The organism is Microbacterium sp. CGR1, from assembly GCF_001266755.1.
In the GTDB taxonomy this organism is placed as follows: domain Bacteria; phylum Actinomycetota; class Actinomycetes; order Actinomycetales; family Microbacteriaceae; genus Microbacterium.
Genome location: NZ_CP012299.1, coordinates 1571030 through 1596588, shown reverse-complemented (window position 1 = coordinate 1596588; position 25559 = coordinate 1571030). Strand labels below are relative to the sequence as shown.

The following is a 25559-nucleotide window of genomic DNA, read 5'->3' as shown; positions in this document are numbered from 1 at the left end:
CGGCTAGGGTCGACGGGTGACCCAGGTTCGTCGTCTCTCCCCGCCCCTCGCGCTCGGCGGAGCGGTCGCGATCGGCGTCATGACGGCTGTCCAGGCGCGGATCAACGGGGTGCTGGGCGTCGAGATCGACAACGGCATCGCGGCCGGTCTCATCTCGTTCTCCGTGGGACTCGCAGCCCTGGCGATCGTGATCGTCTGCCTTCCCTCGGCTCGTCGAGGCGTCGGACGACTGCGCAGCGGCATCCGCGATCGGACCATCCCGTTCTGGATGCTGCTCGGCGGCGCCTGCGGCGCACTCACCGTATCGACCCAGGGGATCACCGCCGGCGTGCTCGGCGTCTCGCTGTTCACGGTCGGCGTGGTGGCGGGACAGACGCTGCACGGCCTCGTCCTCGACAGGATCGGGTTCGGCCCGGCGGGAGTCGTCGCGATCACGCCGGGACGCGTGCTGGGCGGCGCGTTCGCGCTCGCCGCAGTGGGCATCTCCCTGAGCGGGGACGTGCTGGCCACCGCCCCGCTCTGGATGCTGCTGCTGCCGTTCGCCGCGGGTGTCGGCATCGCCTGGCAGGCGGCGACCAACGGTAGGCTGGCTCAGCGCGTGAGGTCGCCCCTCGCGGCCACCTTCATGAGCTTCATCGCCGGCACCGTCGCGCTGCTGGCCGCAGCGGGCATCAGCATCGCCGTGCGAGGAGCGCCCGATGCGCTGCCGACCGAGCCGTGGCTGTACCTCGGAGGATTCCTCGGCGCGGCGTACATCCTGCTCGGCGCCTTCATCGTCGCGCATACCGGCGTGCTGCTGATGGGCCTCGGCTCGGTGCTCGGTCAGCTCGCCACGTCGGTGATCATCGACCTCATCTGGCCCGCGGCCGCGGGGCCGGCGCTCTGGCAGATCGTCGGCATGGTGATCGTCGCCGTGGCATCCGTGGTCGTCGCACTCCCGCGGCGTCGACGCAGCTGAGCGCCCTACTTCTTCTTCGGCTGCGGCATCCGCGTCACGAGTGCCCGGGCGTCGACCGGCTTGCGGCGGCCCGGCTTCTTGCCCTGCGGCTTGCCGCCGACATACAGCCAGCCGAGCAGCTCTTCGTTCTTGCCGATGCCGTGAGCCTTCGCGATGGCCTTCGAGCGCGTGTACCGTCCGGTGCGCCACAGCACGCCCCAGCCGGCCTCGTCGAGCAGCAGGCTGAGCATGTGGGCGACGCCTGACGCGACCGCCTCCTGCTCCCACCGGGGAACCTTGTCGCTCTTGCGATAGCTGGCGACCACGGCGATCAGCAGCGGAGCGCGAAGAGGCTTGGTCGACGGGGACTTGTCACCCTCCGCCTTCGCGATCGCCGCGCCGAGCACCTCGCGGTCGGACCCGCGCAGCTCGATGAGACGCCACGGGCGCAGCGACGAATGATCGGCCACACGACCCGCTGCGGCGACGAGCGTCAGCAGCTCATCGCGCGACGGCGCGTCGTCGGTCACCTTCGACCAGGACTGCCGTGCGCGGACCGCCTCGAGGGCGTTCACGACTCTTCGGGTGTGAAGTTCAGGGCGATCGAGTTCATGCAGTAGCGGTCGCCGGTGGGCGTGCCGAATCCGTCGGGGAAGACGTGACCCAGGTGAGAGCCGCAGCTCGCGCAGCGCACCTCGGTGCGCACCATGCCGAGCGTCGTGTCCTCGATGAGCTGCACCGCGTCAGGGCGGATCGACTCGTAGAAGCTTGGCCAGCCGCATCCGGAGTCGAACTTCGTGCCGCTCTTGAACAGCTCGGCACCGCAGGCGCCGCAGGTGTAGAGGCCCGCTCGGCCCTCGTCGAGAAGCTCGCCCGTCCAGGCGCGCTCGGTGGCGGCTTCGCGCAGCACGGCGTACTGCTCGTCGCCGAGCTCCTCGCGCCACTCTTCTTCGGTCTTGTCCACGCTGTACGACATCGGTCCTCCTGGGGGTCTGATCCATTCTCTCGCGTTCAGAGGCGCTCGGCGCCACGAGACAATGGATCCATGACGGATGCCGTGCAGCAGCGCTACGCGCGTTTCGCCGAGCAGGAGGCGCCGGGGCGCAGCGACCTGTATGTCGAGTGGGCCGACGGTGTCGCCGCCGACTCCGAGGTCCAGGGCGTGCTCGCGCGGATTCCGGAGAACAGACGGCAGCCCCCGCTCGTGTTCGCGGTGACACGGATGCTGGGCGCCGGCCTCGTCGGCTACGGCGCCTGGCGGTCATTCGTGATCGCGCGCGCCGATGAGATCGTGGCCGAGTGCAGCGGCCGGCGCCTGCAGACGAACGAACCTCTGCGTCTCGCGCCGCTTCTGCCCGCGCTGTCGGAGATCGACGGCCCGATCGCGCTGCTCGAGGTCGGAGCCTCCGCAGGACTGTGCCTCTATCCGGACAGGTACTCGTATCGCTTCGTGGGCGCGGACGGGCGGCTGCGCGCGTCGCTCGACCCCGCGGACGGCCCCTCCACCGTGATCCTCGAAAGCCGTGTCGACGGAGCCCTCCCGCCGATGCGGATGCCCGATGTGGTGTGGCGAGCCGGCATCGACCTCGCGCCGCTCGACGCGCGAGACGAGCGTGACCGGCGCTGGCTGCTGGGTCTGGTGTGGCCGGGGGAGGAGGGGCGCGAGCAACGGGTGTCGGCGGCGCTCGACATCGCGGCATCCGCCCCTCCCCACCTCGTCGCAGGCGACGCGCTCGAGCAGATCGACGAGCTCGCCGCCGAGGCGCCCCGCGACGCCGCCCTCGTCGTCACGACTCCCGGCGTGCTGGTGCACATTCCCCGGGAGGCCCGTGAAGCCCTCGTCGACCGCATCCGGGGACTCGGCGCGCGCTGGCTGACCATCGACCCTCCCGCACTCCTCGACGCCTGGGATCCGCCCGTCGTCGCCGCGGAGTGGCCCGGTTTCGTCGTGGCGCTCGACGGGCAGGTGCGCGCAGCCGCCGACCCACTCGGGCGATGGTGGGAGTGGCGTGCCGGAATCGGCGGGGCGGCGACCTAATCTGATCTCATGCTGGGAGAGCTGAGCGAGCGCGATCGTGCGATCCTCGCGCTGGAGACCGCGTGGCCGCGGCACGGCGGCGCGAAGGAGGAGACCATCCGCGCCCAGCTGGGTATGAGCGCCGCGCGCTACTACCAGCTCCTCGGGCGTCTGATCGAGTCGGAGGCCGCCCTCGAGTACGACCCGATGCTGGTGCGTCGGCTGCGGCGCATCCGCGACTCGAGATCATTCCAGAGAGCCGCTCGCACGCCCGGTTTCGTCGGCTGACTCGCGCGTCCGCCACGCGCCGACGGCGCTCGATGCGGATACAGAGGTCGGTGCCGTTAGCATCGAGGGGTGTCAAAGCCCAGCCGAGATCGATTCGACGACGTCCCCCGATCATCCGGACGCGTCGGAGCGCATCGCGCCGAAGCCCCGGGGATGAACGGCTGGGTCGTGCTCCTCTGGTCTTTCGTGGCCGCTCTGGTTCTCATCATCGGCGGCATCTTCGGCTCGCTGGTGGTGATGGGGCGCATCAGCCTCTTCCCGGAGGCCGTCCCCACGGCCAGTCCTGCACCCGTCGAGACCGGAGTCGTCGACGTCACCTACTCGGTGATGATCCTCAACGCATCCCCGGACGAGGGGCTCGACGAGCAGATGCGCGACGTCCTGATCAACAACGGCTGGGCAGCGGACGTCGTGTTCGCGACCGACAGTGCGAGCCAGGACTTCTCGACGACGACGGTCTACTACGTCGCCGACGAGGACGAGCTCGCGGCCATCGGCCTCGCGAACCTCATCGGCGGAGCGCAGGTGGAGCAGAGCGATTTCTACACCGATCTGAACGACACCGGCGCGAAGCAGCTCACGGTGGTCATCGGACTCGATCGCGCGACCACCGCTCCCGAGACTCCCGCAGACACCCCTGCCCCGTAGAGCGCCGCGCGGTCCCTCCCCGCAGCTTGCACTCGATGGGGTCGAGTGCCAGAATGGCGTTAGCACTCTCTCACTCTGAGTGCTAAACCCAACGTCTACGTCCAGGAGGGACGACAAAACTCATGGCAAAGATCATCGCTTTCGATGAGGAGGCCCGCCGCGGCCTCGAGCGCGGCCTCAACATTCTCGCCGACGCCGTCAAGGTGACGCTCGGCCCGCGCGGTCGCAACGTCGTGCTGGAGAAGAAGTGGGGCGCCCCCACGATCACGAACGACGGCGTCTCCATCGCCAAGGAGATCGAGCTCGACGACCCGTACGAGAAGATCGGTGCGGAGCTCGTCAAGGAGGTCGCCAAGAAGACCGACGACGTCGCCGGTGACGGAACCACCACCGCCACGGTGCTCGCCCAGGCTCTGGTCCGCGAGGGTCTGCGCAACGTCGCAGCCGGCGCAGACCCGATCTCGCTGAAGCGCGGCATCGAGAAGGCCGTCGCGGCCATCACCGAGGAGCTCCTCGCCAGCGCGAAGGAGATCGACTCCAAGGAGCAGATCGCTGCGACCGCTTCGATCTCGGCTGCTGACCCCGCCATCGGCGAGCTCATCGCCGAGGCGATCGACAAGGTCGGCAAGGAGGGCGTCGTCACCGTCGAGGAGTCGCAGACCTTCGGCACCGAGCTCGAGCTCACCGAGGGCATGCGGTTCGACAAGGGCTACCTGAACCCGTACTTCGTGACGGACCCGGAGCGCCAGGAGGCTGTCTTCGAAGACGCCTACATCCTCATCGCGAACCAGAAGATCTCGAACATCAAGGACCTTCTGCCCATCGTCGACAAGGTGATCCAGGACGGCAAGGAGCTCGTCATCATCGCCGAGGACGTCGAGGGCGAGGCTCTCGCGACTCTCGTGCTCAACAAGCTCAAGGGCATCTTCAAGTCGGTCGCCGTCAAGGCACCCGGCTTCGGCGACCGCCGCAAGGCGCAGCTGCAGGACATCGCGATCCTCACCGGTGGTCAGGTCATCACCGAAGAGGTCGGCCTGAAGCTCGAGAACGCCACGCTCGACCTCCTGGGTCGCGCTCGCAAGGTCATCGTCACCAAGGATGAGACCACGATCGTCGAGGGTGCCGGAGAGGCAGACCAGATCGAGGGTCGCGTCACGCAGATCCGTCGCGAGATCGAGAACACCGACAGCGACTACGACCGCGAGAAGCTGCAGGAGCGCCTCGCCAAGCTTGCAGGTGGCGTCGCCGTCATCAAGGCGGGCGCGGCAACCGAGGTCGAGCTCAAGGAGCGCAAGCACCGCATCGAGGACGCCGTCCGCAACGCGAAGGCAGCCGTCGAGGAGGGCATCGTCCCCGGTGGTGGCGTCGCGCTGATCCAGTCCGGCACCAAGGCTCTCGACGCTCTCTCGCTCTCGGGCGACGAGGCGACCGGTGCGAACATCGTTCGCGTCGCGATCGAGGCTCCGCTGAAGCAGATCGCCCTGAACGCCGGCCTCGAGCCGGGTGTGGTCGCGAACAAGGTCTCCGAGCTTCCCTCGGGTCAGGGCCTCAACGCGGCTACCGGTGAGTACGTCGACATGTTCGCAGCGGGCATCATCGACCCGGCGAAGGTGACCCGCTCGGCGCTGCAGAACGCAGCATCGATCGCGGCTCTCTTCCTCACCACCGAGGTCGTCGTGGCTGACAAGCCCGAGAAGGCTCCGGCCCCGATGGGTGACCCGTCTGGTGGCATGGACTTCTGATCCATCACTGCTGAACAGAAACGCCCCGACCTCGGTCGGGGCGTTTCTGCGTTCGCGGGCGGTCGAACCCGTGAGTCAGCGGAACAGGCTCGCCGAGTACTGATCGGCATCCGCGTACTGCGTCGCCGCACTGCCCAGCGAGCGCCCGATGGACTCGAGCACCTGCTCGACGTGCAGCTGGGCTCCTCGCCACTCTTCAGCGCATGACTGGAACGCGGCTGAGGCGGTGCCGACCCACGATGCCTGCAGCTGCGTCAGCTGGGACATGAGCGTCGCAGACTCGGTCTGCAGACGCTCCATCGTGGCCAGTGCGGCTCCTTGGGCGGCACCTACTGCTTCGGTGTCGACGGTGATGACGGACATGGGAACTCCTCTCGTTCGGTTCTCCGACGGTAGGGGAGGGGCGACTGCCGGATGCCGATGCGGCGCGATCGCCCGCAGCCGCTGTGGAGAACCTGTGCGGAGGATTCTCCGTGCAGCAGGAGCCGTCAGATGTCGAGCGGCTCGATCGGCTGGGTGTCCTCGAGAAGATGCGCAGGTGTCGCGCGTGAAGGTGCGAGGGGGAGGGTGACGGTGAACGTCGCTCCGCCGCCGGGCGTCTCCGACACCGCGACGCTTCCGTGCAGCGCCTTCACGATGGACGAGACGATCGCGAGACCCAGGCCAGACCCTCCCGTCTCGCGAGCGCGCGAGGTGTCGGCGCGCCAGAAGCGCTCGAAGATCTGCTCGCGGATCTGCGGCGGGATCCCCTCACCGTGATCGACGATCGCGATGCTCCCCGTGCCTCGCACACGATCTGCGTCGACCACGATCTCGATCGGACTCTCCTCCGCCGAGAAGCGTCGCGCATTGCCCAGCAGGTTCGTGACGACCTGGCGGACCTTGTTCTCCTCGCCGAGCACGATCGGCGGCGTGCGCACGGGGATGTCCGCCGCTTCGGTGAAGTCGATCGCCGGCACGGCTGCACCGGAGTTCCGGGGGCGACGGCGCAGGCGCGCGAGCGTTCCGCGTGAGAGCCCACGGGGTGCTGGCGTCTCCGGAGCGGAGGGAACGACGGGTGTGGAGCGCGTGGTGACATCGATCAGCGGAGCCTCGACGGTGCGATCGACCACGGTCACGGTGCGCGCCGGAGCCGCCGCGCGCAGGTCGAGAGCGGCGTCCCGCGCGATCGGTCGAAGATCGAGGGCTTCGATCTCGGGCTCCCGCTCCTCGTCGAGGCGCGCAAGAGCGAGGAGGTCCTCGACCAGGACGCCCATGCGGATCGCCTCCTTCTCGATCCGCTCCATCGCGCGTGCGGTGTCTTCCTCGCCCTTGATCGCGCCCATGCGGTAGAGCTCGGCGTATCCACGCACGCTCACCAGGGGAGTGCGCAGCTCGTGGCTGGCATCTCCGATGAAGCGCCGCATGTGCTGCACGGTGCGATCTCGCTGCGCGAGCGACGCGTCGACGCGGTCGAGCATCGTGTTGATCGCGCTGTTCAGGCGGCCGACCTCGGTCGTGGGCTCGAGATCGGTGAGACGCTGGGTGAAATCGCCGGCGGCGATCGACATGGCGGTCGACTCGACCTGCCCGAGCCGACGGAATGTCAGCGTCACCAGACCGCGGGTCAGCAGAGCGGCCAGGAAGATCGTGACGAACGCGACCGTGATGTAGATGCCGAAGTACTGGCTGATGATGCGATCCGCGTACTCGAGCGGCATCGCGACGATCTGGATACGCAGCGATCCGTCGCCCTCTCCGGGCACCCGCGCGACAGCGGCGCGGAAGCTCGACCCTTCGGTCCCCTCCATCGTGAACGGCGTGTCCTCGTTCGCCTGCACGTCGAGAGGCGAATAGGTCGCGGGGAAGAGCGGCTGTCCGTTGGCGGAGTTCCCGGTGGTCGTCTGCAGCACGCCCTCGGCGTCGTAGATCGCGACGAAGAAGTCTCGCGGCGAGTCGGTGGGGGTGTAGACGGTCTCGCCGTCCTCGACCGTCACCTCGAAGTAGCGGCTCGCGAGATCCGCCGACACCAGGGCCGGAAGCTGCGCATCGATGTTGCTGATGAGCGAGTTGCGCAGGATCGGCACGGTGCCGATGCCCGCGGCGAGAAGACCCAGTGCGAGCACTGCGACCGTGACACCCGTCACCTTGGCGCGCAGGCTGATCGACCGCCACCACCGGGTGATCGCGTCAGGCTTGTGCGCCATGCGGACCTCCCTGGAGACGGATGCTGTGCGGCGTCAGCGTGCGGCGGTGTGCCGGACTACTTGCCGACCTTGAGCATGTATCCGAAGCCGCGCTTCGTCTGGATCACCGACTCCTCGGTGTGCGGGTCGATCTTGCGGCGGAGGTACGAGATGTAGCTCTCGACGATGCCGGCATCGCCGTTGAAGTCGTACTCCCACACGTGGTCGAGGATCTGGGCCTTCGACAGCACGCGATTCGGGTTCAGCATCAGATAGCGCAGCAGCTTGAACTCGGTCGGGCTCAGCTCGATCGACTCCTTGCCCACCTGCACGTCGTGGGTGTCCTGATCCATCGACAGCTCGCCGGCCCGGATGATCGACTCCTCGTCGGCCTGCATCGTGCGGCGCAGGATGGCCTGAGCGCGGGCGACGATCTCGTCGAGGCTGAACGGCTTGGTGACGTAGTCGTCGCCGCCGGCGTTGAGCCCCTCGATCTTGTCGTCCGTGCCGTCCTTCGCCGTGAGGAACAGGATCGGCGCAGTGAACCCGGCGCCGCGAAGACGCTTGGTCACGCTGAAGCCGTTCATGTCCGGAAGCATCACGTCGAGGATGATGAGGTCCGGCTCCTCCTCGAGCACCGCCGAGATCGTGGCGGCGCCGTTGGCGACGGTCTTCACCTGGAACCCGGCGAAGCTGAGACCCGTCGAGAGCAGGTCGCGGATGTTGGGTTCGTCGTCGACGACCAGGATGCGCGCATCAGTCATGTCCCCATTATGGTGACTTCGGCCATGCGGATGCTGACTATCCTCCGGAGCGGCGCTTTCGCCCTCCGCGTAGCGGCGCTGTTCCGAGGGAGTGGAGACGGTCAGGCCGCGATCGCGTCGGCGTCCATGATCGTGTAGCTGTATCCCTGTTCGGCGAGGAACCGCTGGCGATTCTGGGCGTAGTCCTGGTCGATCGTGTCGCGTGCGACGAGCGTGTAGAAGCTCGCCGTGCGGCCCGACTGCTTGGGGCGCAGGAGCCTGCCGAGGCGCTGAGCCTCCTCCTGGCGGGAGCCGAACGAACCCGACACCTGAATGGCGACGGACGCCTCGGGGAGGTCGATCGAGAAGTTCGCGACCTTCGACACCACGAGCAGCGAGATCTCGCCCTCGCGGAACGCGCGGTAGAGCTCCTCACGCTCGTCGATGGGCGTCGCGCCGGTGATCTGCGGCGCGTTCAACGACTGCGACAGGGAGTCCAGCTGGTCGAGGTACTGACCGATCACGAGGATCCGCTCGTCCTTGTGCTTCGCGATGAGCTCGCGCACGGCGTCGATCTTCGCCGGGGCGGAGGCGGCGAGGCGGTAGCGCTCGTCGTCGGTCGCGGCGGCGTATTCGAGCCGGTCGTCCGGCGGGAGGTCGACCCGAACTTCGTAGCAGACGGCGGGGGAGATGAAGCCCTGCGCCTCGATCTGCTTCCACGGGGCGTCGAACCGCTTGGGCCCGATCAGGCTGAACACGTCTCCCTCGCGTCCGTCCTCGCGGACCAGCGTGGCGGTGAGGCCGATCCGGCGACGCGCCTGGAGGTCGGCGGTCAGCTTGAACACCGGTGCGGGGAGCAGGTGAACCTCGTCGTAGACGATGAGGCCCCAGTCGAGAGCATCCAGCAGGGCGAGGTGGGCGTACTCGCCCTTCCTCTTGGCCGTGAGGATCTGGTAGGTCGCGATCGTCACCGGCTTGACCTCTTTGGCCTGCCCCGAGTACTCGCCGATCTCCTCGGGCGTGAGGCTCGTGCGCTTGAGCAGTTCGTCGCGCCACTGCCGAGCCGAGACCGTGTTGGTGACGAGGATGAGGGTCGTGGTCTTCGTCGCGGCCATCGCGCCGGCGCCGACGATCGTCTTGCCGGCGCCGCAGGGGAGGACGACGACGCCCGAGCCGTCCTTCGAGAAGGCGTCGATGGCATCCTGCTGGTAGGGGCGGATCGCCCATCCGTCCTCTGCCAGTTCGATCTCGTGCGGGGTGCCGGGGGTATAACCGGCGAGGTCTTCTGCAGGCCAGCCGATCTTCAGGAGCTCCTGCTTGATCTGACCGCGCGCCCAGGCATCGACGATGAACGTGTCGGGAGCCGGGTGGCCGATCAGCAGCGGCTGGATGCGCTTGTTGTTCGCCACCTGTGCGAGCACGGCGGGGTCGGTCGAACGCAGGATCAGGGTGCCCTCGTCGTCGCGTTCGATGACGAGGCGCCCATAGCGGTTCACGGTCTCGCGCAGGTCGACGGCCACCGACGGGGGCACGGGGAACCGGGACCAGCGGTCCAGCGTGTCGAGCATGTCCTCGGCGGTGTGCCCGGCGGCGCGGGCGTTCCACAGGCCGAGCCGCGTGATCCGGTAGGTGTGGATGTGCTCCGGCGCGCGTTCGAGCTCCGCGAAGATCGCCAGCTCGTGGCGGGCGCTCTCGGCATCGGCGTGGGCGACTTCGAGCAGCACGGTGCGATCGCTCTGGACGATCAGGGGGCCATCAGACATAGCTGTCCAGTTTACTGTGCGATCACGGTGGCGGCGCGGATGCTCGACACCGGAAGCGTGCGCTCGACGTCTGCCGCCCGGTCGCGCCCGCGCAGCCGGCCTCCGCCCAGCCCGGTCGCCTCGAGGATCAGCTCCCTGGTCGATCCGTCCGGCATGCCCACGCTGACCCGCAGCACGGCCTTCGCGCGCACGGCGGCCTCGAGCTCGCGGTCGAGCCAGGCCGCGTCGGCGTCGGGACCCTGGTGCGAGCGCAGCGCGGCGATGAGGCCCGAGTAGTCCGGCGTCGGGTCGGGCGTCGCCTCGGAGACCGGGTTCCGTTCGCCGGCCACCGCGTGTCCGTCTTCGTCGACGAGCGTCGCCGGGTAGCGGGCATCCGTGAGCGCCCAGTACACGGTGTCGCGCCCGACGCGGGTCGTGAGCGAGGCGACGTGCTTCGTGAGGGCGAGCGGCCGCAGCCCCTGGTCGACGGACATGGCCTCGATCAGATGCTGGTCGCTGCTCTCGATGCGCGTTCGCCCGGTCTCGGCGTCTGTCGACACCCGCACCAGGCCGTGCCGTTGGGCGGTCTGGGTGACGAGATACCGGAGCGGCTGGGGGATGCCGGTGAGCGAGAGCGACTCGAGGAACTCGAGGATCGACTGCTCCGTCTCGCCGGCGACGAGTGCGTGCGCGATCGATTCGGGAGTGAACCGATAGGTGGAGGCCTGAGCGGCGGACTCGCGCGCGGCGATCGTGCGCAGCCGCACGTCCAGACCGGGGGCCAGCGGGCCGGGGGAGATCGCGCTCAGATCGTTCTGGAGGAAGATGCGATCGACCTCGCTCGGGAGGAGTGCCGTGAGGGGAGTGGCGTCGACGCTCGCGCCGCGCCGGATCGCCGCCGCCCATGAGGGCTCACGGCCCTCGTCGGCGATGAGCCCGAGCAGACGGGCGCGCTCCAGCAGAGCCGTGCTCTGCTCTGCCCAGGCAGGGTCCCAGGGGTGAGCGTCGGCCCAGTCGCTCGGGGGGATCCACCCGCCATCCGCGGTGCGCAGACCGCGGGGGAGAGCGTCGCGGAAGCCTTCGACCAGGGTGCTCCACCGATCGGCCACGGACGATCGCAGCCATTCCTCGGTCTGTGGCGTCGTGCGCAGTCTGCGGGCGTCCGGTGCGACGAGGCGCGAGTCGACGGCGATGGCGATCAGCGCGTCGATCGATTCGGCCACGACGCCCGACTCGCCGAGCTGTCGCTTCTCACCGGCGCTGACGTTGCCGCCGGCCAGCAGGGTGAAGGGCTTCTCGCGGGCGAGCAGGAGCAGATCGGCCAGGGTCGAGACGGTGGTGAAGGCGCGCTCGGCAGCGTGGGCCGTCTCGGTGTCGGTCGTGGGCTCCGGCACGGTGTCGCTGGGCGCACTCGGCTCCGCACGATCTGCGACGGCGGTGACCACCGGCGGGAAGGGCGCCCCGTCCGGGCGCAGCAGCGCGAGGCTTTCGAGGGTCTCGCGCTGCGCGGAATGTTCCGACGCGGGACTCGCTGCGAACGCGAGAAGGGCTGCGGCCTCGTCGCGCGTCAGGGTGGGGAGGACCCGAGCGAGCGACGCGGGATCGAGAAGCGCTTCGGCGGCGTCGAAGAAGTCCTGCCAGTTGACGTCCGGGCGCACGCGCCGTGCCGTGAAGAGGGTGCTGAGCTGCTCGTCGCTCGCCGCGGACAGCCATTCGGCCAGCGGTCGGGCGTGCGTGCTCATGCCGGATACCTCAGGGCCGCGATGCCGCGCGCCCCTTGCGGATGAAGCTCATGGCGAGGAGCACGATGATCATGACGAAGGCGGCGGGGAGCCCCCAGTAGGGGATCGCGGCGATGAACGGCCATGCGCCTGAACCGAAGTCCTCCTGCTGCATGCCGACCGCTGTGCCGATGATGATCGCGAAGAAGCAGATGATGGACGCCGCAGCGAGTCCGAGTGCCGTGAACGCCAGAATGCGATCGATGCGGCGAACGGGAACCTCAGGTTCGGGACTCTTGGTGCTCATCCGTCTCAGCCTAGTCGTTGCGGGGTGGCACGGTTCCGCATCGTGACCTACGGATTCCGTGCCCGGCGACCGGTAGGCTGGGGGTGGCCGCACACGTGCGTCCCATCCAGCTCCACACCGACTCAGCGAGGTTTCTTCCATGCCCACCGGCAAGGTCAGGTTCTACGACGAAGACAAGGGTTTCGGCTTCATCGCCGCCGATGACGGCCAGGACGTCTTCCTGCACGCCTCCGCTCTGCCGGCCGGCGCCGCTGTGAAGGCGGGTGCACGCGTGGAGTTCGGTGTCGCCGACGGCAAGCGCGGCCTGCAGGCGCTGTCCGTCCGGGTGCTCGAAGCGCCGCCGAGCCTCGCGAAGGCGAAGCGCAAACCCGCGGACGACATGGCGATCATCGTCGAGGATCTCGTGAAGCTCCTCGACGGAATGGGCGGCGACCTGCGTCGCGGCCGCTACCCCTCGTCTGCACAAGGCCGCAAGATCGCGGCAGTTCTGCGCAAGGTAGCCGATGACCTCGAAGCCTGAGGCGGACCAGCGTCTGATCGACGCTCACGATCTCGCGCTCGCCGCCCTGCACGAGATCACTCCGGCGTCGACCGTCGGACCCGCAGCCGACTATCTCCCCGAGGAGGACGGCTCGGTCTCGCTGCGCTTCGAGAACCGGCTCCCCGGATACCCCGGCTGGTTCTGGACCGTCACGGTCGCTCGCGTCGATGACGAGGAGCCGACGGTGCTCGAACTCGAGCTGCTGCCGGGCGACGGCGCCCTGCTCGCACCCGAATGGGTGCCGTGGGCTGAACGCCTCGCCGAGTACCGCGCCCACCAGGTGGAGCTCGCGGAGCAGGCGGCCGCGGCCGCCGCGGACGACGAGGATGCCGCATCGGTCGAGGACGACGACTCCGATGACGATCTCGACGGCGATGACCTCGACGACGATGACGACGATGAACTCGACGACGACGACGACGACGACGACGACGACGACGACGACGACGATGACGACGACGATGACGACATCGATGAGGACGAACTGGCCGCGGAGCCGCGAGAGCTGCACGCCGGTGACCTCGACGGAGTCGACATCGACGAGCTCGACGACTCCGCCGCCGCGGACGACGACGACGAGGATGACGACGACGAGGACGAGTCGGATGACGACGAGGACGACGTCTCCGACGAGGATGACGACTCCGACGACGAGGATGACGACTCCGACGACTCCGACGACTCCGACGACTCCGACGACGACGAGGACTCCGACGACGAGGAATGATCGTCCACGGGACGAATGAGAAAAGGGGCCGCGTTCGCACGCGGCCCCTTTCGTCTTCGTCGGTGGGTGTCAGGCGCCCTGCTGCCCGAGGACGTAGTCGAGAGAGCGGGTGAGCTGTCGGATGTCGTCCGGTTCGATCGAGACGAAGGTCGCGACGCGCAGCTGGTTGCGACCGAGCTTGCGGTACGGCTCGGTGTCGACGATGCCGTTGGCGCGCAGGGTCTTGGCGACCGCCGCCGCATCGACGCTGTCGTCGAAGTCGATGGTCACGACGACCGGTGACCGGTGCGCCGCGTCCGTGACGAACGGGGTCGCCACCTCGGAAGCCGCAGCCCAGTCGTAGAGGATGCCGGACGACTCCGCCGTGCGGGCGCCGGCCCAGGCGAGGCCGCCGTTCGACAGGATCCAGCTGAGCTGGCTGTCGAGCAGGTGCAGCGTCGTCAGCGCGGGAGTGTTCAGCGTCTGGTTGAGTCGCGAGTTGTCGACGGCGTTCTTCAAGCTGAGGAACTCCGGGATGTACCGACCCGAAGCGGCGATGCGCTCGATGCGGTCGACGGCGGCGGGCGACACCGCGGCGAACCACAGGCCCCCGTCGGAGCCGAGGTTCTTCTGCGGTGCGAAGTAGTAGACGTCCGCCTGAGAGGCGTCGAAGTCGATGCCACCGGCCGCGCTGGTCGCGTCGATGACGGTCAGAGCGCCGTCGGCGACCACGCGCTCGATGGGTGCCGAGACGCCGGTCGACGTCTCGTTGTGCGGCCAGGCGTAGACGTCGATGCCGTCGACGACCTCTGCAGCGGTGCGCGAGCCCGGCTCGGACTTGCGCACATCCGGCGCCTCGAGCCACGGTGCGGCAGCAGCGGCGGCGAACTTGCCGCCGAACTCCCCGAACACCAGATTCTGGCTGCGGCGCTCGATCAGGCCGAAGGCGGCGGCGTCCCAGAACGCCGTCGAGCCGCCGTTGCCGACGATGATCTCGTATCCCTCGGGAAGGCGGAAGAGCGCTGCGAGCTGCTCGCGGACACTGCCCACCAGGTTCTTGACGGGTGCCTGTCGGTGCGAGGTGCCGAGCAACGTCGGACCTGCGGCGAGCAGCGCATCGAGCTGCTCGGTGCGCACCTTCGAGGGACCGCAGCCGAAGCGGCCGTCAGCGGGCAGGAGGTCACGGGGAATCTCGATCGCCATGCGTTGATTCTACGGCGTGGGCCCCCGGTGCCTTCACCGCATGACGCCCTGATGTCCGCGCGGGAATGTAGGCTTGCCTAAGAAGACCCGGAGGGCCACATGACGGACTTGATCGACACCACGGAGATGTACCTCCGCACCATCCTCGAACTCGAGGAGGAGAACATCGTGCCGCTGCGTGCGCGTATCTCCGAGCGGCTCGGCCACTCGGGTCCGACGGTCTCGCAGACGGTCGGGCGCATGGAGCGCGACGGCCTCGTCGTCGTCTCCGAAGACCGCACCCTCGAACTCACCGACGCCGGCCGCCGCAAGGCGGTCAACGTCATGCGCAAGCACCGCCTCGCCGAGCGCCTCCTCTCCGACGTGATCGGCCTCGACTGGGCGTTCGTCCACGAAGAGGCGTGCCGCTGGGAGCACGTGATGAGCGAGCAGGTCGAGCGTCGTCTCGTCGAGCTGCTCGGCCACCCCACGGAGTCCCCGTACGGCAACCCGATCCCGGGCCTCGACCAGCTCGGCGACGCGCCTGCGCGCACGTTCGACGAGGGCGTCATCGGGCTCGTGCAGAAGCTGAACGCCGCCGGCGCTCCGATCGATGGCACCGTCCGCCGTCTCGCCGAGCCCGCTCAGGTCGACCCGGAGCTGCTCGAGCAGCTGCGAGACGCAGGCGTGGTTCCCGGTGCGAAGGGCGACTATCGCTTCAACGAGGGCTACGTGCTCATCCAGATGGAGGGCAAGGAAGACGGTCTGGAGCTCCCCGTCGAACTCGCCTCGCACATCTTCCTGGTCGGCGAGCCCGCCTGAACTTCGAGGCTGAAGGGCCCGACATCCGCGTGATTCCGCCTCTCCGAGGATTGCCAGGTTCGCAGGGTGACAGGATCGTTATCTTCCGGTAACCTCGGACGAGTCGTCGAAGAAGCCCGCTGACGACACCCGAGAGGATTCGCCTTCCAGGCTCGTCGACCTCCCGGTCAGACCGCACAACGTACCCGAGCTACATACGTGCCACGAGAGCAGAGTGCCGACGAGCCAGCGCTTCCCGAGCGTGCAGGCGCAGGAGGACTAAGTTTTGGCCAAAGACATCGAATCGCCCGAGAAGACAACTGAAGATCGAGCAGTCGCCCGCAGCTCTCGCAGCCGCGTCGACGCTCGCAAGGTCGTCAAGCCCTTGCGTTCGATCGCCATCTTCGGGGCCGTCGGTGCTCTCGTCGCTGCTGTCGCTCTTCCCGCCTACGCCGCATCGAAGCCGGCAGAGACCGCGGCGACCGTCCAGCAGCTCGCTGCTGTCGACGCCCAGTCTCTGGTCGTCGCGTCCGACGCGACCGCCGCTCCGTTGAGTCGCGGTACCTTCAGCGCCACGACTCCGGACGAGATCGAGAAGAAGAAGGCCGAAGAGGCCGCAAAGGCCCGCGCGGCCGCCGCTGCAGCCTCCGTCGCCTCTGCGTCGAACACCAGCTTCGACATCGGTCGCTACGCGCTGGTGTCGCCCGGTTCCGGCGAGGTCCGGTACCCGCTTCCCCAGGGTTCCTACAACGTCAGCCGCACCGTCGGCGGCGCCCACCAGGGTGCCGACATGCTCGCCCCGGCCGGCACCCCGATCTACGCTGCGGCTGCGGGCGTCGTCCGTGCCTCTGCCGAGAGCATCGGCGGATACGGCGTCGCCGTCATGCTCGACAGCGTCGTGGGCGGTCAGCGCGTGCAGACGACCTACGGTCACATGATCTACGGTTCGCGTCAGGTCCAGGCGGGGCAGACCGTCGCCGCCGGACAGCTCATCGGCTTCGTCGGCAGCACCGGACGCTCGACAGCCAACCACCTGCACTTCGAGGTCTGGGTCAACGGCGGCCTCATGGAGCCGATCGCCTGGCTCGGCGCCAACGCGGGCTGATCGCTCGCACCTTCATCTTTCCCTCGCGGACACGCCTTCGTGCGTTCACCCGCAGTTTGACCCTCCTGTGCTGCTGATGGGTTAGCCTGAACCCGTTGTCGCATAGTCGGGAGAAGCTGATGGAGCGAATACCGAACATCCGAACCATGGATGCCCTCGGTCGTCACGTCCTTCTGCATCGTCCGCAGGGACGCCACGGTCTTGCCGTGCGCATGAGGCGCTGTCTGTAGACAGCGCCTTTTTTCATCCCCGCGAACGCTTCCGTCCTGTGCGGCTTCGTGTGAGTCGAGAGTGCCGGGAAGCCGTCCCGGCGGATCGAGAGGATGACGATGCGCACACTTGTACTGAACGCAGGATACGAACCGCTCGCGATCGTGTCGTTCAAGAGAGCCCTGGTCCTGGTCATGAACGACAAGGCGACGGTCATCGAACGTGTCGAGGACGACCCCGTCTGGGGCAGTCACGGCGTTTACGACCGTCCTGCCGTCATCGTCCTCTCGCGGTATGTGCGCATTCCGATCAGCAGACGCGTCCCGGTCACACGGCGGGGGGTCCTCCGCCGTGACAACCACCGCTGCGGCTACTGCGGCAAGGCCGCCTCGACCATCGACCACGTGATGCCGCGTTCGCGCGGAGGGGCTGATTCGTGGGAGAACCTCGTCGCGTGCTGCCTGCGCTGCAACAACACCAAGAGCGACCGCACGCCGCAGGAGATGCGCTGGGAACTGAGGTTCGCGCCTCGTCCTCCGCACGGGACGGCGTGGACGGTCCGCGGCACGGAGCGGAGCGACCCGCGATGGGAGCCGTACCTGGCCCTCGCCGCGTGAACGGAAGGCGGGGGCGGGGCTTCCTCTAGAATGGAATCCTCGCCCCCGTAGCTCAGCAGGATAGAGCAGCCCTCTCCTAAAGGGCAGGTCGCTGGTTCGAATCCAGTCGAGGGCACATCTCAGTCACGGCCGTTGCGCCACAGCTTCGACGGCCACCAGATCACTCGACCCAGGTCGTAGGCGAGTGCCGGCACGAGCAGCGAGCGCACCACGAAGGTGTCGAGCAGCACTCCGAACGCGACGATGAACGCGAGCTGCGCGAGGAACAGGATCGGGATCACCGACAGGGCGGCGAAGGTCGCTGCGAGCACGAGACCCGCAGACGTGATCACGCCGCCGGTGATCGAGAGTCCGCGAAGCACGCCTTCGCGTGTGCCGTGCTCGAGCGACTCCTCGCGCACCCTCGTCATCAGGAAGATGTTGTAGTCGATGCCGAGTGCCACGAGGAACACGAATCCGTAGAGCGGAACCGCAGGATCGGCACCGGGGAAGTCGAACACTCCGTTGAAGACCAGTGCCGAGACGCCCATCGCCGTGCCGAACGACAGCACCGTGGTGATGATGAGCAGCACCGGCGCGAGGATCGACCGCAGCAGCAGCATCAGGATCAGCATGATCACGACCAGGACGACCGGGATGATCAGGTTGCGGTCATGGATCGAGGCGTCGTTCGTGTCGATCGCGGTCGCCGTCACTCCGCCGACCAGAGCATCGAGCTCGTCCAGCTGGGTGCGCAGGTCCCGCACCGTCGCGGCAGCCGCGTCAGAGTCGGCCGCGTCGGTCAGAGTGCCCTGAAGAAGAACGTCTCCGTCGACGACGGTGGGCTCGGGCACCGGGGTCCCGGGAGGGCCGACGGCGACCAGGCCGTCTTCCGTGACCGGCGCCGAACCGCTCGGCGAGTCAGCGGCCGTGACAGAGACCCCGTCGATTCCATCGTCGGCCAGCAGCACGTCGGCGGCATCCTGCAGCTCGTCCTCCGCGACGACCACGTACACGGGACTGCCGGAGCCGCCGGGGAAGTGCTCGCCCAGAGCCACCTGACCGTCGCGCGCCTCGGACGCGCCGAGCACGAGATCGGACTGGGGCACGCCGACGGCGTTCAGCTGCAAGACGCCCGAAGCGCCGGCGAGCAGCACCAGGGTCGTCACGATCCAGATGACGCGAGGGCGGCGGGTGATGAGGTTCGCGAGCCGTGCCCACAGGCCCGTCTTGCGCATGCCGTGCTCGTCAGCGACGACCTCGGGCTCGAACTTCGGGCGACGGGGCCAGAACACCGCGCGGCCGAACAACAGCAGGAGAGCCGGCAGCAGTGTGAGCGCGGCGAGCATCGCGAACACGATGCCGATGGCGGCCACCGGACCGAGGGTGCTGTTCGACTTGAGGTCGCTGAGCAGCAGACAGAGCAGTCCGGCGATGACAGTCCCGCCGGAGGCCACGATCGGCTCGAAGGAGCCCTTCCAGGCCGCCAGCACGGCGGCCCCCTTGTCTCGGGTGACGCGCAGCTCTTCGCGGAACCGCGCCACGAAGAGCAGCGCGTAGTCGGTGGCCGCTCCGATGACCAGGATGAAGAGGATGCCCTGGGTCTGGCCGCTGAGCAGCAGCACCTCGAACTTCGCCAGCCACCAGACCACGAGGAGCGCGACGCAGAGTGCGAAGAGGCTCGTCGAGAGCACGACGATCGGCAGCAGGAACGAGCGGTAGACCAGCACGAGGATGACGAGCACCGCGAGCAGGGCCACGCCCAGGAGGAGGCCGTCGATGCCGGCGAACCCGGCGACGAGGTCGGCGCTGAATCCTGCGGGACCCGTGATGTAGACGGTGACGCCGTCAGGCGCGGCATCCCGCAGCTGAGTGCCGAGTGCATCGATCGCGTCGGCGAGTTCCGCGTCGCCCTCGATCGGGATGAACGCCTGGACGGCCTTGCCGTCGTCCGACGTCAGAGCGGGAGAGACGTCTTCGCTCACGCCCTCGACGGAGGGCGCGTCGGCCACCGCATCCGAGATGGTCTGGAGGTCTGACTCCGACAGCTCGTCGTCGGCGACGAACACCGCGATCGCCGGAATGGCATCGCTGTCGTTGAACTCGCCGAGGAGCTTCTGCACCTGCGTCGCATCGGCCGACTCAGGCAGGTAGCTCGTCTGATCGTTCGATGAGACCTCGTCGACCTTGCCGAACAGCGGGCCGCCGAGCCCTGCGCCCACCAGCCAGATGAGGATGAGGGCGACGGGGATGAAGACGCGCGCCCAGGAGTGCCGACGCGTGCGCTCTCGGGTCGGCGGGGTGGGCGCGTGCTCAGGGGTGGACATCAGATTCCTCTCGGAAGGTGCAGGGGATCGGGGTGCGTCAGGAGACCCAGGCGAGGATGAGGATCATCGTCGCGAGGAACCCGGCGAAGTAGTTGAGGAAGATGAAGCGCCGCCACGCGCGGTTGGTCCCCGCCGATGTGTCGTCGGTGACGTTCCACCAGGGTGCGGCGTTGACGATGTACGGCAGCGCGAGGGCGGCGCCCAAGGGCGCCGGCCAGGACGTGAACAGCATGGCGATGCCGGCGAGTGCCCACAGTGCGATCGACAGCCGAACGGTCGCCCGTGCTCCGATCACGGTCGCGATCGAGCCGATGCCCCCTTCGCGGTCGGGTGCGATGTCTTGCACCGCTCCGAAGGCGTGCGCGGCCATGCCCCACAGGAAGAACGCGAGCAGCACGATGACCGCTGTCGAGGTGAGGGCGCCCTCGGCAAGGGTCAGCCCCACGATCGCCGGAGTGACGAAGTGCAGGCTCGAGGTCGTCGAATCCAGGAACGGCCGCTCTTTGAACCGGAGCCCGGGTGCGGAGTAGGCGATCACCGCGAACACGCTGATCGCGAGCCAGAGCCAGGATGCGGGATTCCCGACCGCCACCAGGTAGACCAGGAACGGGACGTTCGTCACGACCGACGCCCACAGGGTCGCGCGGTGTATGCGGGGGGCGAGAAGCGCGCCCTCGATCCCGCCCTTGCGCGGGTTGGCGAGGTCGGACGCGTAATCGAACACGTCGTTGATGCCGTACATGGCCAGGTTGTACGGCACGAGGAAGTAGAGGGTGCCGATGATCAGCGTCAGGTCGATCTCGCGCGTGCTGAGGAGGTAGGCGGCCGCGAAGGGGAATGCCGTGTTGATCCAGCTGATGGGGCGGGAGGAGAGGACGATCTGCCGGGCGTCGCGACCGGTGGATCCGCGGGTCGAGGAGCTCACGAGGGATCCTCCTCGGCGCCTCGGAGGCCGGCGCGCGCGCGTCGACGTGCGCGCAGCGCTGCCCACAGGGTCGGCAGCAGCACGGCCCCTGCGAGCGGATAGGCGAAGTCCTCGAGCGGTGCGAGACCGATGTGCACCCCGAGGAGGTGATCGGGGGAGTAATGGAACAGTCCGGTGGCGATCATGACGGTGTCGAAGACGGCGGTGAGGAGGAAGAGCACGACGACGGTCGCGGCGATCGCGCCGAGATGGGCTCTGTTCCGACCAGCGACCACGGAGAGAACGGCGGCCGCCACGACGGCGACGCCGACGAACCATGCCGAGAGCTCGATGTAGGTCACGAGGCGACCTCCACCGGGCGTCGGCGCAGTCGGGTGAGGATCCGCACAGCCCCGGTGTAGACGACCATGGTGCAGACGACGAGGAAGAGCAGGAAGACAGGCTCTTCGATGGGGAGCTCGGGGGCGAGGACGATCCCCGTCGCGACGGCGGCCTCGCCCCGGAAGAAGATCCCTCCGACGATGCCGGCGACGTCCCACGCGAGGAAGAAGGCGAGTCCGATCGCCGTGACGATCGCCGCGGTCACCGCGTCGCTCCAGAAGAAGAGTCGGAACCGCCGGTCGAGCAGCAGCATGCAGCCGAGCGTGATGAGCAGGAGCGCGAGATACAGGAAGCCCATCAGGATTCCCCGCGGGTGGACCCTGCCGGGGTCGCGACATCGAGAGGGCCGCTGGAATGGTCGCCGCGGATGCGCTTGAGAACGATCTCCGCGCTGATGAGGCACATCGGCACCCCCACGCCCGGCGCGGTCGTGGCACCCGCGTAGTACAGGCCCGACACCTGGCGCGACTCGTTCTGAGCACGGAACATCGCGCTCTGGGACAGGATGTGCGCCGGCCCCAGCATCCCGCCGCGCCACGAGTTGTAGTCCTCGAGGAAGTCCGCGGGGCCCTTGGTCTCGCGTACCACGATGCGCTCACGCAGGTCGTGGATGCCGGCCCAGCTCGCGATCTGGTCGATCGCCGCATCCGCGGCCTGCTCGATCGCCGCGGAGCCTGCACCGTCGGAGCCGCCCGCTCCCAACGCCGTGTCGGCGGGGATCGGCACGAGCACGAAGAGGTTCTCGTGGCCCTCGGGGGCCACGGTGCGGTCGGTCGCGCTCGGGCGGCAGACATAGATCGATGCGGGTGAGGGGATCTCGGGGTCGTCGCCGAAGATCGCGTCGAAGTTCGCATCCCAGTCCTCCGTGAAGAACAGGGAATGATGCGGCAGCTCGGGCACGGAACCACGGATGCCGAGCATCACCAGCACGGCGCCGGGACCGCTCGTGCGCTGCTGCCACCAGGAATCGGGGTAGGTGCGCAGGTGCGGCGGCAGCAGCGCCGTCTCGGTGTGGTGGAGATCGGCGCCGGACACCACGATGTCCGCCTCGGCCCGGTGCGCGATTCCGTCGGCGTCGCGCCACTCGATGCCCGTGACGGTCGGAGCGCCCGACCGGACGCCGGTGCTGATCGCCGTGACATCGGCATCCAGCACGATCTCGGCTCCGGCCGCCTCCGCGAGCTCCGCGATGCGCTCGACGACACGCCAGAATCCGCCCTGGGGGTAGCTGACGCCCTCATCGAGGTCGAGAGCGCTCATGAGGTGGTACATCGCCGGTGCGGTGCGGGGGTCCGTGCCGAGGAACACGGCGGGGTACCCGAGCAGCTGCCGGATGACCGGGTCACGGAAACGCCGCGCGGCGAATGACTGCAGACGTGTGCCCAGCAGGCTGAAGAGGCGGGGGAGTGCGCGCAGCACCTCCGGTGTCATCAGCGTGCGCAGCCTCGTGAACGGGTTGTAGAGGAAATAGCGCTCGGCCATCACGCGGGCGTCGTGCGCCGAGTCGAGGTAGGCATCCAGGGCCTGTGCGGCGCCGGGCTCGCGTGACTCGAAGAGGCGCGCGACCGCGTCACGACCGGTGGGAACCGTGACGGACGGCGCCGTGCGCCCGTCCGTGAGGGGCGCACGGAATACGCGATACCCGGGATCGAGGAGGGTCAGATCGAGCTGCTCCTGGGTCGAGGTGCCCATCATCTCGAAGAAGTGATCGAACACCTCGGGCATGAGGTACCACGAGGGCCCGGAGTCGAAGCGGAAGCCGTCGCGTTCGATGGTGCCTGCACGACCCCCGACCCGGCCGTTCTTCTCGTAGACGGTCACATCGTGGCCGTCACGGGCGAGCAGCCCGGCGACGGCGAGACCGGCGACGCCTGCGCCGATGACCGCTACCCGGCTCATCGGCTCCGCTCCATCGCGGTCACGAGCACTGAGCGCGCGGCCAGCATCGCCTTCACCGGATCGGGTACGCGCACCCGCTGCTCGTAGAGACTCGCGGCCGGAGTCTTCGCGACCCGGCGCGTGAGAGCGGCGAACAGCGCGAGTGCGCTGCGGACCGCGGCGCGAGAGTCCTTGGGCAGCAGCGGGATTGAGCGCGCCGCATCATCGAGCTGCGCCGTGATCGTGCGCACCCACTCGTCCCGATCGCCGTCGGTAAGGCGGCCGCCGTCGCCGAGGTAACCGCGCTGCAGTCGATCCGTGTCATCCGCGAGGTCGCGCAGGAAGTTCGCGTTCTGAAATGCCGCACCGAGCTGCCGTGCTCCGTGCGTCAGGGTCTCGAGCTCTCTGTCGGTGCGCCGCTCGTCCCGCAGGAAGACGCGCAGGCACATCAAGCCGACCACCTCGGCAGAGCCGTAGACGTAGCGCTCATGAGCCGCCGCGTCGTAGGACGTGAAGTGCGACTCCGCGGCGATGTCGGCGGCCATCGAGTCGAAGAACGGCTGCGTGAGATCTTCGCCGATCCCGCACTCCCTCGCCGTTCGCGCGAAGGCGTGCAGGACGAGGTCCGTGCTGTACCCGACGCTCATCGCCCGGTGCGTCTCCGAGACGTACGACGCGAGCGCTCCGCTCTGCGCCGACTCGTCGAGCCCCGCCTGGGCGGCGACTCCGTCGACGATCTCGTCTGCGATGCGCACCATCGCGTAGATGTTGCGCACGTGCTGACGGTGTCTCTCGCCGAGCAGGCGCGTCGCGAGTCCGAAGGATGTCGAATATGTGCGGATGACCTCGGTGGATGCGGTGTCGGCGGCGCGGTTGAACCGCCCCAGACTCGCACCCGATGCGTCGTGAGGGTTCGGGGTCATGCGTGACGCCCTTCGAGGCGGGAGGTGGAGACGAGGATCGACCGTGCGGCATCCGAGCTGATCTCGCCGGCGAGCTCCGCCTCGGACAGCAGGGCGTAGACCGCGTCGAGCTGATCGCCGATGAGGCCGATCACGAATCGCTCCGCTCCGCACTCGCGCAGCAGATCGCGCATCGAGGTGGCGTCCTCCAGGCTGAGATCCGCCGAACCGAATCGCGGTTCGATGTCGTGCCAGGCGCTCGTCGACCGTGCGAAGGCGATGATGGCCGTCTCCTTGCCCTCTCTCAGGTCGGAGAAGGGGTCCTTGCCGTGCGTCCGGTGGTCGCCGAAGACGCAGAGCAGGTCGTCCTGAAGCTGGTAGGCGAGACCCAGGTGGCGGCCGACGGCCTGCAGCGTCTCCTCGGCCGAGGTGGAGGAGTCGGCGAGGAGCGCCGCGGCGCGCAGCGGGAGCGAGAACGAATAGGTGGCCGTCTTGTAGACGCTCATCGACAGGACGGTGTCGACGTCGGAGGCGATGATCCCGTGGCTCAATGCGACGTCGGTGTGCTCGCCGGCCACCGTCTCGAGGATCGTCTGCTCGACCAGGTCGAGGAGGCGTCCTCGTGTGTGCGCCGGCACATCCGCCCGGGCGAAGCCCATGATCGCGGCCGAGAGCATCAGATCGCCCATCAGGATCGCGCTGGACCTGGCCCAGTGCAGCGCGTCCTGCTCGGAGGCGCCCGGTGTGCCGGCGGCGAGCTGCCCGATCAGGTTGGGTCGCTTGCGGCGGGTCAGGTCTCCGTCGATGACGTCGTCGTGAAGGAGGAAGGCATAGTGAAGGAGCTCGATATGGGTCGCTATGTCGACGGCCCCGATCATCGCGTCCTCGCCTGCGGTCGGGACGAGCGCGCGGTGGATGTCAAGCAGCAGCCGCGGGCGCACGAGCTTGCCGCCGAGAGCGTGGTCGGCGGTCGCGCGCCAGAGGGCGGCGAACTCGGCTCCGTACACCTCGGCGTTCTCGCAGTGAATGGCGAAGCGCTGTCGGAGCACCTCTTCGACACGGGTGCTCATGTCCTCTCGCGGCGCGGTCTGCGTCACGGTCGCGGTCATGATCACACCACCCCGAGGTCGCGCAGCCGGGGCAGCTGCTCCACGAGCCAGGGGCTGTACGCGAAGGGGGCGCCGATGACGGCGTCGGCGAACTCGGCCGGATCGACCCAGGCCCACTCGGCGACCTCGTCGGGATCGGGGGAGAGGGGGCCGTCTGCGGTGGCGACGTGCACGGGGCAGATCTCGTTCTCGACGATCCCGCTCGCGTCGACCGCGCGATAGCGGTAGTCAGGCAGCACCAGGGAGATGTCGGTGAGACGGAGTCCGAGCTCGTCCTGCGCGCGTCGATGCACTGCCTGTGTCATGTCCTCACCCGGGCGGGGGTGACCGCAGAAGCTGTTGGTCCAGACGCCTGGCCAGGTGCGCTTCGTCAGCGCTCGCCGCGTGACGAGAAGACGCCCCTGCCGGTCGAAGACATGGCAGGAGAAGGCCAGGTGAAGAGGAGTATCGGTGGTGTGTACCGCGTCTTTCGCGAACACGCCTATCGCGACTCCGTCTGCAGAGAGGAGGGTGACCTCATCCAACGGGGAACCTCCTCGATTTTCGCTAGCTTAGCTAATAATCAACATAACACGAAACAATCGTG

The 25559-nt window shown here is 68.3% G+C and carries 27 protein-coding genes and 1 tRNA gene; 11 read left to right on the top strand and 17 right to left on the bottom strand.

Annotation, left to right across the window (positions count from 1 at the left end):
* Positions 1-16 precede the first annotated feature (16 nt).
* On the top strand, positions 17-958 hold the full coding sequence (locus AKG07_RS07695; protein ID WP_053097265.1) for a DMT family transporter: 942 nt from the start codon (positions 17-19) through the stop codon (positions 956-958).
* Positions 959-963: 5 nt separating this feature from the next.
* Here the strand turns inward: AKG07_RS07695 and AKG07_RS07690 are convergent, their stop codons facing one another.
* On the bottom strand, positions 964-1512 hold the full coding sequence (locus tag AKG07_RS07690; protein ID WP_053097263.1) for a nitroreductase family protein: 549 nt from the start codon (positions 1510-1512) through the stop codon (positions 964-966).
* Positions 1509-1913 carry a peptide-methionine (R)-S-oxide reductase MsrB gene (msrB, locus tag AKG07_RS07685; protein WP_053097261.1) on the bottom strand — a complete coding sequence of 135 codons (405 nt, stop codon included), beginning with the start codon at positions 1911-1913 and terminating at the stop codon, positions 1509-1511. The genes AKG07_RS07690 and msrB overlap by 4 nt, the downstream gene beginning before the upstream one ends.
* Positions 1914-1982: 69 nt before the next feature.
* Here msrB and AKG07_RS07680 point away from each other — a divergent pair, with 69 nt between their 5' ends.
* The 4 genes from AKG07_RS07680 to groL all read left to right on the top strand — a co-directional run bounded on the left by AKG07_RS07680 (position 1983) and on the right by groL (position 5632).
* A complete protein-coding gene (locus AKG07_RS07680) occupies positions 1983-2975 on the top strand; it encodes a DUF2332 domain-containing protein (protein WP_053097259.1) in 993 nt (330 codons plus the stop codon).
* A 9-nt stretch (positions 2976-2984) separates the two neighbouring features.
* Positions 2985-3242, top strand: a complete 258-nt coding sequence (locus AKG07_RS07675; protein WP_053097256.1) for a DUF3263 domain-containing protein — start codon at positions 2985-2987, stop codon at positions 3240-3242.
* 69 nt (positions 3243-3311) lie between these two features.
* Positions 3312-3890: a LytR C-terminal domain-containing protein gene (locus AKG07_RS07670; RefSeq protein ID WP_230100374.1), complete on the top strand. Its 579-nt coding sequence runs from the start codon at positions 3312-3314 to the stop codon at positions 3888-3890.
* 122 nt (positions 3891-4012) lie between these two features.
* Positions 4013-5632, top strand: a complete 1620-nt coding sequence (gene groL, locus AKG07_RS07665) for a chaperonin GroEL (RefSeq protein ID WP_053097253.1) — start codon at positions 4013-4015, stop codon at positions 5630-5632.
* 75 nt (positions 5633-5707) lie between these two features.
* Here the strand turns inward: groL and AKG07_RS07660 are convergent, their stop codons facing one another.
* From AKG07_RS07660 to AKG07_RS07635, 6 genes are all read right to left on the bottom strand, one after another.
* Complete coding sequence (locus tag AKG07_RS07660; RefSeq protein WP_053097251.1) at positions 5708-5995, bottom strand: WXG100 family type VII secretion target; 288 nt, start codon at positions 5993-5995, stop codon at positions 5708-5710.
* Between the two features lie 125 nt (positions 5996-6120).
* Entirely contained in the window at positions 6121-7818 is a 1698-nt protein-coding gene (locus tag AKG07_RS07655; protein ID WP_072591604.1) for a sensor histidine kinase, read from the bottom strand.
* A gap of 56 nt (positions 7819-7874) precedes the next feature.
* Entirely contained in the window at positions 7875-8561 is a 687-nt protein-coding gene (locus AKG07_RS07650) for a response regulator transcription factor (RefSeq protein ID WP_053097249.1), read from the bottom strand.
* 101 nt (positions 8562-8662) lie between these two features.
* Positions 8663-10303 carry a DNA repair helicase XPB gene (locus AKG07_RS07645; RefSeq protein ID WP_053097247.1) on the bottom strand — a complete coding sequence of 547 codons (1641 nt, stop codon included), beginning with the start codon at positions 10301-10303 and terminating at the stop codon, positions 8663-8665.
* A gap of 11 nt (positions 10304-10314) precedes the next feature.
* Positions 10315-12024, bottom strand: a complete 1710-nt coding sequence (locus AKG07_RS07640) for a helicase-associated domain-containing protein (RefSeq protein ID WP_053097246.1) — start codon at positions 12022-12024, stop codon at positions 10315-10317.
* Positions 12025-12034: 10 nt separating this feature from the next.
* Complete coding sequence (locus AKG07_RS07635) at positions 12035-12310, bottom strand: hypothetical protein (protein ID WP_053097244.1); 276 nt, start codon at positions 12308-12310, stop codon at positions 12035-12037.
* A gap of 139 nt (positions 12311-12449) precedes the next feature.
* On the opposite strand from AKG07_RS07635, the gene AKG07_RS07630 reads away from it, so the two are divergent.
* Entirely contained in the window at positions 12450-12830 is a 381-nt protein-coding gene (locus AKG07_RS07630) for a cold-shock protein (protein WP_053097241.1), read from the top strand.
* Positions 12814-13578 (top strand): DUF3027 domain-containing protein, encoded by a 765-nt coding sequence (locus AKG07_RS07625; protein ID WP_082297862.1) that lies wholly within the window; start codon positions 12814-12816, stop codon positions 13576-13578. Before AKG07_RS07630 ends, AKG07_RS07625 begins: the two co-directional genes overlap by 17 nt.
* A gap of 69 nt (positions 13579-13647) precedes the next feature.
* Here the strand turns inward: AKG07_RS07625 and serC are convergent, their stop codons facing one another.
* Positions 13648-14760: a phosphoserine transaminase gene (serC, locus tag AKG07_RS07620; RefSeq protein WP_053097239.1), complete on the bottom strand. Its 1113-nt coding sequence runs from the start codon at positions 14758-14760 to the stop codon at positions 13648-13650.
* A gap of 99 nt (positions 14761-14859) precedes the next feature.
* Here serC and AKG07_RS07615 point away from each other — a divergent pair, with 99 nt between their 5' ends.
* From AKG07_RS07615 to AKG07_RS07600, 4 genes are all read left to right on the top strand, one after another.
* Positions 14860-15561, top strand: coding sequence for a metal-dependent transcriptional regulator (locus tag AKG07_RS07615; RefSeq protein ID WP_053097237.1), 702 nt, complete (start codon positions 14860-14862; stop codon positions 15559-15561).
* A gap of 265 nt (positions 15562-15826) precedes the next feature.
* The gene (locus tag AKG07_RS07610; RefSeq protein WP_082297861.1) at positions 15827-16645 is read left to right on the top strand and encodes a M23 family metallopeptidase; all 819 of its coding nucleotides are present in this window, start codon (positions 15827-15829) and stop codon (positions 16643-16645) included.
* A 329-nt stretch (positions 16646-16974) separates the two neighbouring features.
* Positions 16975-17472, top strand: a complete 498-nt coding sequence (locus AKG07_RS07605) for an HNH endonuclease (protein WP_053099198.1) — start codon at positions 16975-16977, stop codon at positions 17470-17472.
* 41 nt (positions 17473-17513) lie between these two features.
* Positions 17514-17587 (top strand) — tRNA-Arg (locus AKG07_RS07600).
* Between the two features lie 4 nt (positions 17588-17591).
* Here the strand turns inward: AKG07_RS07600 and AKG07_RS07595 are convergent.
* Genes AKG07_RS07595 through idi form a run of 8 tightly spaced genes read right to left on the bottom strand, consistent with a single transcriptional unit; the run spans position 17592 to position 25497 of the window.
* Positions 17592-19778, bottom strand: a complete 2187-nt coding sequence (locus AKG07_RS07595; RefSeq protein ID WP_053097235.1) for an MMPL family transporter — start codon at positions 19776-19778, stop codon at positions 17592-17594.
* Positions 19779-19815: 37 nt separating this feature from the next.
* Positions 19816-20703 (bottom strand): prenyltransferase, encoded by an 888-nt coding sequence (locus tag AKG07_RS07590; protein WP_053097233.1) that lies wholly within the window; start codon positions 20701-20703, stop codon positions 19816-19818.
* Entirely contained in the window at positions 20700-21044 is a 345-nt protein-coding gene (locus tag AKG07_RS07585) for a lycopene cyclase domain-containing protein (protein ID WP_053097231.1), read from the bottom strand. The genes AKG07_RS07590 and AKG07_RS07585 overlap by 4 nt, the downstream gene beginning before the upstream one ends.
* Positions 21041-21382 carry a lycopene cyclase domain-containing protein gene (locus AKG07_RS07580; protein WP_053097229.1) on the bottom strand — a complete coding sequence of 114 codons (342 nt, stop codon included), beginning with the start codon at positions 21380-21382 and terminating at the stop codon, positions 21041-21043. The genes AKG07_RS07585 and AKG07_RS07580 overlap by 4 nt, the downstream gene beginning before the upstream one ends.
* Entirely contained in the window at positions 21382-22983 is a 1602-nt protein-coding gene (gene crtI, locus AKG07_RS07575; RefSeq protein ID WP_053097227.1) for a phytoene desaturase family protein, read from the bottom strand. The genes AKG07_RS07580 and crtI overlap by 1 nt, the downstream gene beginning before the upstream one ends.
* Positions 22980-23885, bottom strand: coding sequence for a phytoene/squalene synthase family protein (locus tag AKG07_RS07570; protein WP_053097225.1), 906 nt, complete (start codon positions 23883-23885; stop codon positions 22980-22982). Before AKG07_RS07570 ends, crtI begins: the two co-directional genes overlap by 4 nt.
* Entirely contained in the window at positions 23882-24973 is a 1092-nt protein-coding gene (locus AKG07_RS07565; RefSeq protein WP_082298034.1) for a polyprenyl synthetase family protein, read from the bottom strand. The genes AKG07_RS07570 and AKG07_RS07565 overlap by 4 nt, the downstream gene beginning before the upstream one ends.
* A 2-nt stretch (positions 24974-24975) precedes the next feature.
* Entirely contained in the window at positions 24976-25497 is a 522-nt protein-coding gene (gene idi / locus AKG07_RS07560) for an isopentenyl-diphosphate Delta-isomerase (protein WP_053097223.1), read from the bottom strand.
* Positions 25498-25559: the final 62 nt, after the last annotated feature.